This window comes from Coprothermobacter proteolyticus DSM 5265 (assembly GCF_000020945.1).
Lineage (GTDB): Bacteria > Coprothermobacterota > Coprothermobacteria > Coprothermobacterales > Coprothermobacteraceae > Coprothermobacter > Coprothermobacter proteolyticus.
The window spans coordinates 1,262,665-1,276,871 of record NC_011295.1; the positions used below are offsets into that span (position 1 = coordinate 1,262,665).

General features: G+C 39.8%; 14 protein-coding genes and 1 CRISPR repeat array. Of the genes, 2 read left to right on the forward strand and 12 right to left on the reverse strand.

Annotated features, from left to right (window positions below; all coding sequences use genetic code 11):
* Positions 1-58: 58 nt before the first annotated feature.
* Positions 59-481 (reverse strand): PPC domain-containing DNA-binding protein, encoded by a 423-nt coding sequence (locus tag COPRO5265_RS06595; protein WP_012543599.1) that lies wholly within the window; start codon positions 479-481, stop codon positions 59-61.
* A 398-nt stretch (positions 482-879) separates the two neighbouring features.
* Positions 880-1,086 (reverse strand): hypothetical protein, encoded by a 207-nt coding sequence (locus COPRO5265_RS06600; protein ID WP_012544369.1) that lies wholly within the window; start codon positions 1,084-1,086, stop codon positions 880-882.
* A gap of 119 nt (positions 1,087-1,205) precedes the next feature.
* Positions 1,206-2,302: direct repeats of the CRISPR family, unit length 30 nt; unit sequence GTTTCAATCCCTTGTAGGTAAGCTAGAAAC.
* Between COPRO5265_RS06600 and COPRO5265_RS07510 the strand changes: the two genes are divergently transcribed.
* Together COPRO5265_RS07510 and COPRO5265_RS06610 are read left to right on the forward strand one after the other, a co-directional pair.
* A complete protein-coding gene (locus COPRO5265_RS07510; protein ID WP_269077303.1) occupies positions 2,303-3,529 on the forward strand; it encodes a S8 family serine peptidase in 1,227 nt (408 codons plus the stop codon).
* Positions 3,504-3,920 (forward strand): copper amine oxidase N-terminal domain-containing protein, encoded by a 417-nt coding sequence (locus COPRO5265_RS06610; RefSeq protein WP_012543825.1) that lies wholly within the window; start codon positions 3,504-3,506, stop codon positions 3,918-3,920. Before COPRO5265_RS07510 ends, COPRO5265_RS06610 begins: the two co-directional genes overlap by 26 nt.
* Positions 3,921-4,141: 221 nt before the next feature.
* On the opposite strand, the gene COPRO5265_RS07540 is transcribed toward COPRO5265_RS06610, so the two are convergent.
* From COPRO5265_RS07540 to COPRO5265_RS06660, 10 genes are all read right to left on the reverse strand, one after another.
* Positions 4,142-4,279, reverse strand: a complete 138-nt coding sequence (locus COPRO5265_RS07540) for a hypothetical protein (protein WP_158300397.1) — start codon at positions 4,277-4,279, stop codon at positions 4,142-4,144.
* Positions 4,280-4,533: 254 nt separating this feature from the next.
* Positions 4,534-5,229: a hypothetical protein gene (locus COPRO5265_RS06620; protein WP_012543490.1), complete on the reverse strand. Its 696-nt coding sequence runs from the start codon at positions 5,227-5,229 to the stop codon at positions 4,534-4,536.
* The gene (locus COPRO5265_RS07415; protein ID WP_322785168.1) at positions 5,229-7,346 is read right to left on the reverse strand and encodes a restriction endonuclease subunit S; all 2,118 of its coding nucleotides are present in this window, start codon (positions 7,344-7,346) and stop codon (positions 5,229-5,231) included. The genes COPRO5265_RS06620 and COPRO5265_RS07415 overlap by 1 nt, the downstream gene beginning before the upstream one ends.
* Positions 7,231-7,842: a type I restriction-modification system subunit M N-terminal domain-containing protein gene (locus tag COPRO5265_RS07620; RefSeq protein WP_012543438.1), complete on the reverse strand. Its 612-nt coding sequence runs from the start codon at positions 7,840-7,842 to the stop codon at positions 7,231-7,233. Before COPRO5265_RS07620 ends, COPRO5265_RS07415 begins: the two co-directional genes overlap by 116 nt.
* A 14-nt stretch (positions 7,843-7,856) precedes the next feature.
* Entirely contained in the window at positions 7,857-10,103 is a 2,247-nt protein-coding gene (locus COPRO5265_RS06635; protein WP_012544350.1) for a DEAD/DEAH box helicase family protein, read from the reverse strand.
* A 73-nt stretch (positions 10,104-10,176) separates the two neighbouring features.
* Positions 10,177-10,521, reverse strand: a complete 345-nt coding sequence (locus tag COPRO5265_RS07420; RefSeq protein WP_201763824.1) for a hypothetical protein — start codon at positions 10,519-10,521, stop codon at positions 10,177-10,179.
* A 31-nt stretch (positions 10,522-10,552) separates the two neighbouring features.
* Complete coding sequence (locus COPRO5265_RS06645; protein WP_012544431.1) at positions 10,553-10,753, reverse strand: hypothetical protein; 201 nt, start codon at positions 10,751-10,753, stop codon at positions 10,553-10,555.
* A 304-nt stretch (positions 10,754-11,057) separates the two neighbouring features.
* Positions 11,058-12,041 carry a TRM11 family SAM-dependent methyltransferase gene (locus COPRO5265_RS06650; RefSeq protein WP_012544199.1) on the reverse strand — a complete coding sequence of 328 codons (984 nt, stop codon included), beginning with the start codon at positions 12,039-12,041 and terminating at the stop codon, positions 11,058-11,060.
* 4 nt (positions 12,042-12,045) lie between these two features.
* Positions 12,046-12,978, reverse strand: coding sequence for a type II restriction endonuclease (locus tag COPRO5265_RS06655; protein WP_012544252.1), 933 nt, complete (start codon positions 12,976-12,978; stop codon positions 12,046-12,048).
* The gene (locus COPRO5265_RS06660; RefSeq protein WP_012543803.1) at positions 12,968-13,915 is read right to left on the reverse strand and encodes a DNA adenine methylase; all 948 of its coding nucleotides are present in this window, start codon (positions 13,913-13,915) and stop codon (positions 12,968-12,970) included. The genes COPRO5265_RS06655 and COPRO5265_RS06660 overlap by 11 nt, the downstream gene beginning before the upstream one ends.
* Positions 13,916-14,207: the final 292 nt, after the last annotated feature.

The following is a 14,207-nucleotide window of genomic DNA, read 5'->3' on the forward strand; positions in this document are numbered from 1 at the left end:
AGCATGTTCCAATGACCAGGCACCTACTTCAGCTAACTTACAGCTTACTACTCACAAGTTACTCAACCCACAAACCGTTTAGCCCACTCGGTTCACTTCTTCTAACGAGTTTTATTCCTTCAAGTTTTTGAATGAATAACTCACCGTTGAAAAATGTTCCGTCCATTAAGTGGCCGCCAATTAAAGAATAGTCAGGTAGCCCTAAGACGCAGTGAGCATGGATAACAACCTCAGCCCCATTTTCAGCCATGCTTATGTTCCCTTCCAAGGAAATAACTTCCATCAGTTGCTGATAGAAACTCTTGGTCACATACTCGTGTCCGTTAAAGTAACCCAGCTCAGCGTTCTTAAACAGCCCTATCCCATGCAAAACTGCACTATTGACACCACAATCTTTGGCGACTGCTTTTAGGCTTTCCATGAATTTGTCTCCATCATGGAGCCTCACAGCAATTATCCCGTTGTTTTCCTTTATAGTCATACTCTCACTCCTTTTCCGGATATAAAGTTCGCTAAGCCCAGTTTAGACCAGAAATGGCAACTTTGCAACACTTTCGGTCAAGCAAAGTACGACACATTACAACACCACATGCATACTACATATAAGGTCCCATGTTAGCCTGAAAAAATGCAACTACTATCGACTGCATTCATATGACAAATGGCAACTAGTTGTTATTGAAAATGAATGTCCGTTATGCCGCGAAAAGTGTTCGAACCAATTTGAATAACAACTGGTAATTCTCAACAAAAGAGCTTGCCCATTGCATTTATCAAGAATGGGAGTTGTTTTACCAGAAATACTGCTCCCTAAAAACATCTGCCATACTGTGCATATCATTCCAATAGGCGCGCAACCTGGGACCTGCCTACTGTAATTCATTCTTCCCTCTCCCACTTACCAAATACAATTACGCCTGCTTCATTAAGCTTCATCGCAACGAACTTTGGTAAATGGTGCCACTCGAACTCATCTTCTGGAACGTGTTTACTGAATTCTTCTGTAGGATTCATAAACACCTTACCTGCTTTAGCTTCGATCTCAGGATCTACTACCTTTCTACACCCACCTTTTTTAAGTAACAATTAGCATCTCCGATGAACTGCTCTTCGCTTATCTACTCACGCCCTTCACAGATCTCCAGAATCTTCTACCTGTACGTCATTTCGCACTTCACCGTTCAGCTCAACCGTGAAAGAAGGGGGTTTCAATCCCTTGTAGGTAAGCTAGAAACGCTTTCTTCGAGTCAATGGACTCTGTAACACGTTCCTTGAGTTTCAAACCCTTGTAGGTAAGCTAGAAACAAGCCTTGCTGTGAGAGAAGACTTTATATGCCAGGGGCGTTTCAATCCCTTGTAGGTAAGCTAGAAACCAATGAGTCTGGGGTTGAAATGAATAAGAGGAGCATGTTTCAATCCCTTGTAGGTAAGCTAGAAACCACGCTATGTCTTTAACACGCTGTTCCACCATCATAGTTTCAATCCCTTGTAGGTAAGCTAGAAACATGGCAGGAATTGTATTTCGTAGTGGCGAGCAAAAAGGTTTCAATCCCTTGTAGGTAAGCTAGAAACTTTTCAATTCCTGGTTGTACGACTCACCAATCTTCAGTTTCAATCCCTTGTAGGTAAGCTAGAAACTTTTTAACTGGAGGACTAATCCTCCAGTTCCTCCAAGTTTCAATCCCTTGTAGGTAAGCTAGAAACTGGATAGTTATGGCGATTCAATGTACAGCAATCATAAGTTTCAATCCCTTGTAGGTAAGCTAGAAACTTTAATTAGGCCGAAACAAGGATTTAAGGAATTGATGTTTCAATCCCTTGTAGGTAAGCTAGAAACCCGACGAGGTATTGTTGGGAAGAGTTAGGGAGTATAGTTTCAATCCCTTGTAGGTAAGCTAGAAACTTTTTTACGGTGAGAGAGAAGTGCTAAGGGGACATATGTTTCAATCCCTTGTAGGTAAGCTAGAAACTTTGCTTTTCAAAATGCCGAACGCAGACATAAGGCCGTTTCAATCCCTTGTAGGTAAGCTAGAAACATTTGCGAGAATGGTGCTTGCGATGTATTCACGATGTTTCAATCCCTTGTAGGTAAGCTAGAAACTACCTACACAACTGCTATGCTCACAAAACGACATGCCGGTTTCAATCCCTTGTAGGTAAGCTAGAAACTCTAAATTTTTTACACCTTCCTTACTCACGAAGTTTGTTTCAATCCCTTGTAGGTAAGCTAGAAACACTGAACCTTCACCGCGCCGAACTACCTCTTCATCGAGTTTCAATCCCTTGTAGGTAAGCTAGAAACATTTGCGAGAATGGTGCTTGCGATGTATTTGCAAATGGTGGTGAAGTTGCAGAATACTCTTCCATAGGACCGAGCTTAAATGGAGAAATACAGCCTGACTTGCTTGGTTACGTTGGTTATCCAGCTACGTTTATGCGGTATTACAACATGTTTGGTGGCACTTCCTGTTCAGCACCTTTTGCAGGTGCTGTAGCTACACTGGTTAAGCAGGCACACAAAGATTGGACTGCTGAACAAGTTAGAGCTTCTCTTATGAATACAGCAAGCGTCTTATACAACAAAGTTACTGGTGAGCCTATAAGCGTAATGATACAAGGTTCAGGCTTGATTGATGGAGTAGCTGCTGTAAAAACACCTGCTTTGATAAGTCCTTATGAAATAGATATGACTGCTACAGGCTTGCACCCTGTAGTATTGACAGTAAAGAACGTTAGCGATGCGACGCTAACATTTACAGTAACGGTGCAGCCTACTTTAGGTAACTTTGAATACGGTCAAAATGATGGTTTGACGCTGTCTTTAACAAGCAGTAGGATTATTGTCAGTCCACGCTTAAGTGCTACCTTAGGTTTAACAGCAAAAGCTGATTTAAGCAAACTTACCAAAGGATCACATGAAGCGCTCATTTGGTTTAGCAATGGCACTGCTACCTTACATGTGCCCATGCTTATATGGAATGATCTTAATACTATTTGGTGGGAAAGAAGCAATCCGTTTGATGCAGGTTACAACAGTAAGCTACCACCAAAGCTGATCAATGTCAGAGCTACTAAGCTACCTAACAGTAGTGATGTAGCCATAGATTTTACACTTAACAGAGGTTCTATCTCAGGTTCTTCATGGGGGTCCCCTGAGCCTTACTGGAGCAACTATGCCGATGAAATACGTGTAGACATCGTTAATCAAAGCGGTGCTACAGTTGCTACAGTGTTTGACAAAGGACACTTGCTTATAGGGCACTACAGAGCTGTATGGAATGGTAAAGACAGCAATGGTCAGCCTGTGCCTGCAGGTGAGTATAAGTATGTAATAACTGTAACAGACTACTTTACCAACTTTGATATTCCCATAATTGATACAGATACGCAGTATACAGGCTACATCACAGTAGGTAACAATGCTACATTAACGCCTTCTTTAACTGTAACAGCTTCTTCATTTGCTTATATTCCTGCTAATTACCAATCAAAAAACTCCTACAGTGCCTATCACACCTGCACCGCTTAGCATTATAGAACTGCAAATAGGCAACCCAGTATTTAAGCTGAACAATCAAGCTTTGCTTTTAGACAGCCCGCCTGTGATTAAAAATGACAGAACACTACTGCCTATAAGGGCTGTTGTAGAAGCTATGGGTGGACAAGTTAATTGGAACGCTGAAGAAAGACGTGTAGACATAGAATACAGAGGCAAAACTGTTACTTTGTGGATAGGTAAGAACACAGCAAAGGTTAATGGTAAGGAAGTAATGATAGATCCAAGTAATCCTAATGTAGTGCCAGAGATTATAAACGGACGCACCATGCTTCCTTTAAGGTTTGTAGCTGAAGCATTAGGTTGTGAAGTAAAGTGGGACGATGCTACTAAAACGATAACAATCCTCTTTCCCTCCTATTGATTAATAAAATGGAAGAAAACAACTTAAACATGATGTTTATGTCAAGTAAAGACAAAAACACTTTTTCTTATTGCTCATTTTTTATTAAGCTTGTAGACAGAACAGCACCTGTTACTGTAAGCTTTTCCGACTTTTTCCCAGCAAATGATTTGTTCACACTCAGCTTTAGTGGTAAAAGCATTGCAGATATTGTAAGTGCCTTCTACATACCTTAAAATGGTTTATTTTGTGGATCTATGAGCAGTATAAACCTGCTGTGCTAAATCGCTTTGCACAGTGCTAACAACTTCACTGTAAAAAGCTTCTAACTCTTCTTCAGTATTTAGGAATCGCTTAAATTTAGATTCGCTACCGTTCATTCTAATTATTATAATCAAATGAATGCTCGTGTAAAAATTAACACTGGGAATTTATAACATCCCAGTGTTTTTAAGCTCATCTTCAGACAGTTCCAGTTTACACACAAAACACCTGCCTACAGTTAAAAATTGCCCGCTCAGGTCGTCTTCCGATTCTGTATAAAGCTTAAGAACGCAAAAAGAAGCATTACCACAGGCAGGACATTCCATACTGTCACGTACAATCTCCCTTTCATCATAGGAAGAACGGATGTTTATTTTTTTCTTTCCTCAATTAATTCAGGATTTAGTTCGCTATATTCTTCCTTCTTTTCCCTTATTTTTTGGCTTAGGGTATCAGATTGCTGTCTTGTGAGTTCTTCTTCCTTTGCCTTAAGTTTCTCAAAAACAGTCTCATTAAAAATGTCTTCATATTTGTACGCATCAGATACTTCCTGAATCATTTCCCGGATAAAGGGTAATATTTCATTAAGAATAAACAAACCCTCATCTACAGGGTTAAAATAATACTCGAAATAGTGGACAATATTGTTACGCATGTTGCCTAATCGAACTAGGGCCGCTTTTCTTCTGTCCCGCTCTTCGCGAATTCTTTTCAATTCGTGCTTATCCGTAACAGCCTCGTCCTCTTCAATGTTTAGATTAAACATCGCTTCGTATCGTGAAATAACTTCATTGTACGGAATGGTAAGAAAGGTCTCGCGCCTTTCTTTACGGGTCATAAGGTTTTGTCTCGACTGGATATTTTTAACTTTATCCTGAAGCTTCTTAAACCTGACCAGGTGTTCTACACTGTTATTTTTATCCAGCACCAGCACATCGTCAAGCTCACATAAACGCTGTTTCATAAGCCGCTCAACGGCCACAGCAAATAGTACAACCGACAGCTCAAAATGCTCGCTGTCAATAAAATATCTCAGCGCTTCGGACAGGATAACCGAGGTGTGCATTACTCTCCAAACACCTCCCTGTCCAGAATCATTTTTATGGTCTGTTTTGCGTTTTCCTTTAGCCTTCTGATATTGGTCAGCGTTTCAAACTGAACGTTAAGGAAATCCACTATTTTCTGCTGTTTTTCAATTGGAGGAAGCGGAACTTTCAGTGAACTTATTATACTTTGTGATATATAGGGCTGACCTGTCACATTTGCATATTTTCCCAAATCTTTGCTCAGGAGAAAGTAATAAAGATATTTGGTTTTTAGTTTGTCCTTGTTGGTAACAGTAACAACAATAGCATTATCGGTTACCCAAATTGGCACATCATAATAATGCACATTTCCACAGTAAGCTCCAACTCTGCCAACCACAATAGTTTCACCAAACAGTAATTTATCGTTATTATCAGTATATCCATAAATACCGTTGCTACCACAAACTGGATATTTTCCTCTGTTAGAAACAAGCGTATTTGAGATGCTTATGCCATTTCGTAACGCTATTAGTTCACCTAACTCCACCCATTCCCAATCTCCTTCAAAAATACTGTCGTCGATTCCAGCTTCAAGAATGGTCTTTTCCATAGCATTGCACTGCTCAATAATAGCCTGCTGCTTGTCCAAGCGGGCAACCAGTTCCTGTTGAACGGGAAGAGGTGGGAGAGGGATTTGGATATTGGCCAGATCATTCGGGTAAACATGAGGTTGCCCTGCTCCTCGTTGGAGCTTATATAAATCTTCTTGACGCGATTTAAGTATATAAAAAATATATTTAGTTAATGCTTTTTCCTCATCATTAGACTTAATTGTTGTACAGTCGGAGGCAAATATTGGAATATCGAAATAGTTGACAAACCCAGCATAAGCACCTGAGGCACTGACGGTAATTATGTTGCCGTCTCTATTGCTTTGGTTATGGTAATATGCAGGCTCCTGTCCTCCAGCTATCACAGGTACATTACCTTCAACTGTATCAGCTTTAGTTATGGAAGTTCCTTTTTGAATATCACATATTTCCCTTAGACTAACAACCTCCCACTTTTGCTTTCCTTTTATCGTTTTTCTGTACAGCCCCGGGTTAAGGTTATAATCTTTCGTCTTGATTTCCTCAATCGTCGCCGTCCAGCAGAAATCATTATCTATAAAATCAGGCAGTTCCTTTGTTGGGTTATTAAGCCAATCTATCCATCTTCTAAACACTTCCACCGCTTTAGGCAGGTTCCCACAAGGCGGTTCGTAAATGTTCGGGTCATCACCCTGGAAAGCTCCGTTAATTGGCCTTCTCTGGGTTGTTAAGGTAAATCCGTCTTCTTTCACATCAACAAACAGTACCTGCTTTGTGGTGTAAGCATTTTGTTTCTTTGTCTCGTCCCATTCTTCTTTTGTGGGCTTTTCAAAATACAGCACTGTCGTTTTGACACCGGAATACGGCTGAAAAATGCCTGCCGGCATGGAAAAGACAGCTTTCAAATCAAACTCTCGTAAGAGCTTCATGCGTATATTCTTGAATACAGAGGAATTGTCAAACAGAATCTTGTCCAAGATTATAACTACTGCTCTGGAACGCTTTTTACCTGGTTCAGAAGGTCTCAACGCTGCCATAATATGCTGGATGAACAATGCTTCGTAGCGTTTGGCATGGAACTCAAAAGTGCCAACCCGCGACTGAGCAAGTGGACCATACGGTGGGTTAGTTAACACTACATCATACTTTTCTTTATGTTCTAACTGTGCTCGGTTGTCTAAGCTGTCAGCCTCAAAGAGGTTGGATTTGCCGTCATTGTGCAATATCATATTCATGAGGGCAAGCTTGTAAACGTCTGGAGCCTTCTCCACAGCATAAAGAGACTCTTCCTTCAGTTTTCGGTAAAGCATTTCAGCTTCATCAAATTGAACCCCATTATATGCGGCAGTAGACTCGTTAACTCTCATCCCCGCTTTTACAAGATTATCAATTTTACTCTTTACTACTTCGAAGGCACGCAGAATAAAGCCTCCCGTACCAGCCGCAGGGTCATATATTTTTTCCCCAATTTCCCGGGTCAGCAAGTTCCACCATGAAATGAATGATGTGGCGAGGAGTAAAATACTGACCGTACTGTTTTTGTTCGCCAAGCTTTTGAACAACAAATTCGTATGCTCTGCCCATAACGTCAAAATTTTGTTCAAGCTCAAGGTCTTTCAGCCGTTTTATCAATTCTTTAATGGTCGGGCTGTACCTTATACGCCATATATGATTTTTAAATAGCCGTCTGAAAAGGCTTAAATCCCTGCCATCGTGGTCCTTAACTTCGGCCAGTTCGGAAAATATGTTTCTAACATAATCGACTATAGTAAACTCTCCATCGTCAGTCTTTACGGTTTTTCCGTCACTTGCCAAAATCTTTTCTGCCCATGTGGAAAACCTCAGGTGATTTGGTAAATCAGGCACAAATTTAGTTCCATCCAAACGGGCGAGTTCTTCTCTTTGTTTTTCTCTCTCGTCAAAGAGCTTTAGAAACAAAAAATAGCTAAATTCTTCCAGATACTCGGTGGTTTTGAGAGTATCGTCTCGAAAAATATTGGCAATATCCCAAAGCTCAGAACCAAGCCTGTGAAAATCTACTTTGTTATTGTTTTGCGCCATTAATATTCCCTCCGTTACACATCAAGAAATGATACTGCTTTTATCTCGTCATAAAGCTGAACAAATTTGTCCAGCGAACCGAATAGTCCCTTTATCCGGGCAATTCCACCCTTTTGTTGAAGAAGCTGGCTGTTAGAAAACTGGGTAAAGGTAAGAGCGGGATTGCGTTTCTTAAAATCGTAGAACATCATAATAAATTCCACTTGTTCATCGTTCAAATGCTTTTTCTCCTTCAAATGAGCAATAACAGCATCCCTGTTCTTTTCTTCAACAGTCTTAAACCTTGTTTTACCAAGGGCGACATCAATAAAATCTTTGTAAGTGGCAGTGACTTCGCCGTAAATATCCCTTAAGGTACTGATGTCAAACCCAAAAGCCTCAAGATATTTTTCATCAACCGGAATACCAGGATTCAAAGCTTCCCATGATAAAACTGCCTGAACAAATCTTTCTTTTAAAACAGTCTTTTCTTTAATAGCTTTAAGTTGCGGCTCAATTTGCTTTCTAATATGGTCAAAAGCAGATGAAGTAATAACCTCTGACTTGACTATCCAGACGGGGACGTCAGCAATCACCATTTCGATTTTTTCAGTTTCCTTAGGTTCCTTACCCTCACCATCTTCTTTATCTGAAGGTATCTTTTCACCGTCAGAAGATACCTCTGTTTCTTCAGTAGTATCAATTATTTCATCAGTTTCTAAGGTTTCATCGGTGACGACCTCTTCAATACCTGCAAGGTCTACAAAGTCGATGAGTTTAAAGCTTTCCTTTGTCTTGCCGTGTTCTTGCTCGTTACACTTGCGAGTGGCACGTCCTTTCATCTGAACATAGAGAATTTTTGACTTTGTGGGCCTAGCCATTACCAGAACTTCGATGTCAGGGGCATCAATACCGGTGGATAGCATATCTACGGAAACGGCAATACGAATTTCACTGTCGATTTCCTGAAACTTTCTAATCAATTCAGAGGCGTTTCTCACCTGATTATGTATTACAACTATAAAGTCTTCTGCTTCGCTTGAGTCCTTTGGGAGTTTGTTCAGTTCGTTGTATTTTGTTATCAACGCATCGCGCAAATGATTGGCATGCGCTATGCTTGCCGCAAAAACCAGTGTCTTTGGAATCGTATGCGTCTGCTCATATCCTATCACTTCAAAATATTTTTCGGCTATTAATTCATTCCTTCGCGGGACATCCACACGTCTGCCAAGGTCTTCCGGCTCAAAGTCAAAACCCATGTCATGAATCCCACTGAGGTCTACATTGGTCAGGAACTTATATCTCTCGGTAAAAGCCAGTATGCCGTCTTTAACTCCCTGATAGTAGCTGTATCTGAATACCGGCTCTCCAAAATAATCGTCGGTACTCTGCGTTTCCTTATCAGAAGGAGTTGCTGTTAACCCTAAAACTTTGGCCTTGCCAGTCCTGAAATGCTCAATAACCGTGTGCCAATCTCCAAAATATGACCGATGGCACTCGTCAAGAATTACCAAGTCAAAAAAATTATTCGGGTATGCACGATACTTATCATTTACATACAAAAACTGAATTGTTGAAACAGAAATATCGTTATATTTATCCTCTTTTGTGCCGGTCAAGCGGTTTATTTTAAAGGTATCACCTAATACCTTATTGAAAGAACGGACTGTCTGTTCAGCAAGAGAATCCCTATCTACTAAAAATAAGACTCTCCGAACAAGGCCGACTTTGTAAAGCTTGCTGATTATTCCCGCCGCTGTTATCGTTTTTCCTGTTCCGGTAGCCATTTCGATATAGGTTCTGTCTCTGCCTAATTGAAATGCGCTTACCACCTGTGAGACGGCAATTTTTTGATAATTCCTTAAACCCGCCAAAAGAATATCAGTTTCCGGGTTTAGAAAATCTTTTATCTCTGCATAGGTCATTAGCCTGCTGATTTTTTCTGGTCTGGTATTTGCTTTAAGATTCTGCCGGTAAAATACCTTGCCGTCTGAAGCAAAAATTAAAAAGACTTCCTTGCCACTTTCATTTAGTTTTTTTGCGTAATTTTTAGCCTGTGCTAAAGCTGCGTTTAAATCCATACCCTGTTTTTTGGCTTCAATAATTGCAACAGGTAGGCTGTTCACTAAAATAGCATAGTCTGCTCTTTCTCCGCCCGGTATAGGATACTCCTTAGTTATTTGAGTAAAATCAGCCAAATTCCAATTTAGTGCTCTTAAATGTTCGTCAATTAAGGACTTTGCATTTTCCTCCGTATTCACTATTTCTTTCCATAATGCCATTTGTTTAGCTTCCTTTCAATTCATTACACTATTAGTATGATACATTGTGACAATTATGTCAACACTACTAACACTATCTACCACATGCAGGGCTGCTTTCTAAGATGTAGCCTGTAGGTGTTTTGGTGTAGCTTATACTGCCTTCTTTGTCTGTAAGCGTAGCTGTAATAACAAGTGATTTATTGGTATATGGGTTAATCGGTTCTGTAGTAAAATAAGTTGCACTTGTTAAAAGGGTATTTAATTCATCTAACGTAGGATAGCTGTCAGTTAATTTTTCTGCACGCCAGCGGTATAGCAGTGTTTCTATGTTATGGACTGTTGCACAAAAACTTGCTTGCTTAGCTCTTTCTGTATAGTCCCTATACATAGGAATAACCACGGCTACCAGTAGCACGATTACTGCTACTACAAGCATGAGTTCTATTAAAGTAAACCCTTTATTTATCCTACACATGGCTTAACTGCTCAAGCCCAGCTTTTACTTTCCTCTCTTCTTTAGTAATTTCACTGGTAAGTTTTTTCTGCACAAGTTTATAAGCATCTGCAAAGGTGAAGCTTTCTCCTAATTGTTCTACGTATTCTGGATATAAAGCAAACTGCAAGTCATACTGAGAACAGCTGTTGTTTGTTAAAGGTTTTACAAACATGTGCGCTACATCAATGTTTCAATCCCTTGTAGGTAAGCTAGAAACTACGTCAACCAATTGTCAGCACCATCCCAGGCTTAATGTTTCAATCCCTTGTAGGTAAGCTAAAAGCTGAAATGAGTAATACTCGCTTTTTTATTCCTTTTGATAAACATTTTTTTGCTTGCAGCGGACCATATGGTCCTCAAGCATACCACCTTTGAGTTTGACCACTAATAGCGCAAACATTTCATGTATCAAGCTTGTCCATGCCGCCCTCCATTTTCTTCCCAGCAGACATGGCCTTCTCAAACTGCCCCAAAAGCTATTTTTTAAATATAAATAGATATTCGTGCGCTATTAGCAAAAAATTATATTTTATGCTCTGCTTTTTCCAGTAGCCTGTTGAAGTACAGTTGTGCTGTTCCTTTATGACGATCTCCTTTAGAGTAAGCCCCGCTTTGCAAAATACTTCCATAACTCTAAAACCAAGAGGTATAATGTTACCCTTTCTGCGCGTATCACCCATAAGAACAGCGCAGAATCTACCTCTTTTTAGGACCCTATATGATTCTGACGCTACTTTATACATTTCTTTTAAAAATTCAGGTATGTCGTAATGTGAAAGATCTCCCTCTATATTATCGCTATATTTGATAATATTGCTATATGGCGGATGAGTGCAGATAAGATCAATGCTACTATCTTTTACGAAATCGAGGTTTCTTGCATCTCCAATATGTACGTCAGCCAAGCCGCACTTATGTTCAAAATTAACATTTGACAGCGCAAGTTTTACTGCATCGGGGTTTATATCGACGCCTAACCCCCTTCTTCCCAATAACTTTGCCTCCACAAGTGTAGTCCCACTTCCTACAAACTGATCCAGTACAACATCATTTTCATTTGAATATCTCAATATCACATTTCTGGGTATATAAGGTGACCAGTTACCCCGGTATTTGCCAGAATGAGTTGCCCAATCACCTCTGTCAGGAAAACCCCATACAGTAGTTGTTTCCAAAGAAAAATCCTCAGGCTCCCATATTTCAGTTTTTGCTTTGCTAACATTATAATTTGTCATTTCTTCTTTTACTAATGTCCTATAACCAAGCACACCTTTTACGAACCTTTCAGTCAAGGAATTCTTTTGCGCTACATCTTTTATGCTCATGCCATTCTTTATATCTTTGTTTATTTCGTCTACGATACGCTGATAATCTTCAACGTGGTACGATTCAAGATGTTTTGCATACTCCGTCTTGGTGCATTTATAGCCACATATAGGACACTTCACTTTTAGCGACATACCTTTATAGTCCTTCCAATATAATGTTCTCCAACACTCCGTTTTCCAGCATGGAGAGGTTTAATATATAATCGACTTCATCAAACGCTTCCCTCAATGGTTTTTTTGCCGTCTTCCAGCCCAAGCCGTCTGTTATCCAAATAAAGGTATGCTGCGGCGTTTCTCTTTTTAAAAACCTACACAAAGTCACAAATTCTCCTGCCACTGCTTTTAACTTAGAGCCTCCTCCACCGTAGTAGTTCGTCTCGACAAGATAAAGCTTATCCCCATTGTCTATGGCGAAATCGAATGAACGCTCCGATTTATCAACTTTTACCTCATAACCAAACAATTCATTTATTTTATGAGCAGTAGCTTGTGAAATATAATTATAGCGATTCTTGGCGCAAATCCTTTTTATCAATAGCTCGGTTATCATTTCCATAGCCGCACCACTTCTATTCTTCCTTGCATTCGTATCAAGGCCAACTTCGACACCAGTAACATAATCTACGACGCTTTTTATATTCTCATTTTTAAACATAGCAAGCAGGCCTGTCTTATCTGCAAATTCGGTCAATGATGCTATTTCTTCAGTTGTGTATGAAGACTTTTTCTCAAAAGAGTATTCTTTGTAATTAAAGATATTATCATCAAGAGGGTCGAGCACTTTAACGTTTTTCGCTCGCCATGCAACAAGTACTGGCAAAACATCAATTACCTCCGGATACTTTGAGACAAGCTCTGCAAACTTTTCGGTTATATTCTCTTTCCCAACGAGATAGTTAAGCAAGTTAAGCGAGATTTCTATATCCTCCACCTTGTTAATCACTTTTTCCCATGCTACAAAAAAATCCCAGCTTATAATAGTTTCTTTCAAATTTCTTATAAGGTATTCAAATACATCATCCTCATCCTTGCAACTTATAAGTTTATAAAATAGGTTGCTATATTTCATATACTCCTCTTTTTACTTTATAATTTGTCACAATCAGCTCACTAATGCTCGCCCTTCCATCGGCCTTAGCATTGATGCTGCGCTTAGCGTAAACTCTATAAATATGAAAATCCTTATATAATTCGTCAAAAAAGCTATCATTTAAATCAACGTTTTTCGGATCAGAGTTGCTGAGCATTAGCAAAGCACCCATCTTATTCATCTCTCTAAAGACTTGAGCTAACTCGATTTGATCGTCATCGGTAAAGTCATATCTGCTATATGATGTAAAACGGGCTGTAGCAGTAAGCGGCCTGTATGGCGGATCAATGTAGACAAAGCTATCCTTATCTACATAATTCAAGCTCGCCTTATAATCAGCAGCGAATATACTAACTTTTTTAAGCACATTGCTAACCGAATATAGGTTTTCTTCGTCGTAGATTTTAGGATTTTTATAGCGCCCCGCCGGCACATTGAAAAGTCCCGCCTTATTTACTCTATACAAACCATTAAAGCATGTGTGATTGAGAAATATGAATTGAGCGGCTCTTTCCACATTCAAGCCCGGCTGTTTATTGGCATTGTTGTATAAATTCCTAATATCATAATACATATGCTTACGTTCTTCTTCATCCGCCCTCAAGTATTCCCGTTCCAAAAATGAAAGTATCTCAATGAGCTCATTAACGCAATATTTTACAACATTATAAGCATTTATCAAATCTTCGTTAATGTCAAAAACAAAGGCTTCCTTAACATTATAGCTTTGCAGAATGTCAAACAGCACAGCGCCTCCACCAACAAAGGGTTCGATATATCTTTTAACCCGGCCAGTCTGAAGTGCTCTGGGATAATAATCCCTAAAGGTATCCAATAGTTGAGCTTTACCGCCAGCCCATTTAACAAACGGGCGTGCCAGGGTTACCGACACATCGTTGAAAGCAGTTTTTCTCATTCATTCCTCCATTCTTCTAAATATTGCTCTTCTCACGTTTCTTTCCAAAGTTTCAATCCCTCGTAGGTAAGCTAGAAACTAAACTTGTCGCTTTCCTTCAATTACCTTTGTGCTGGTTTCAATCCCTTGCAGGTAAGCTAGAAACGAAGATCTGGGTCCATAGCCTCGTCGCTCAAGGATCGTTTCAATCCCTCGTAGGTAAGCTAGAAACACCCACCGTCCCTGCAGTAAAACGCCTCTTGCACAAAAACTTTGCCTGCGATGACGGAAAGCCTTTTCTAAAACATTTTAC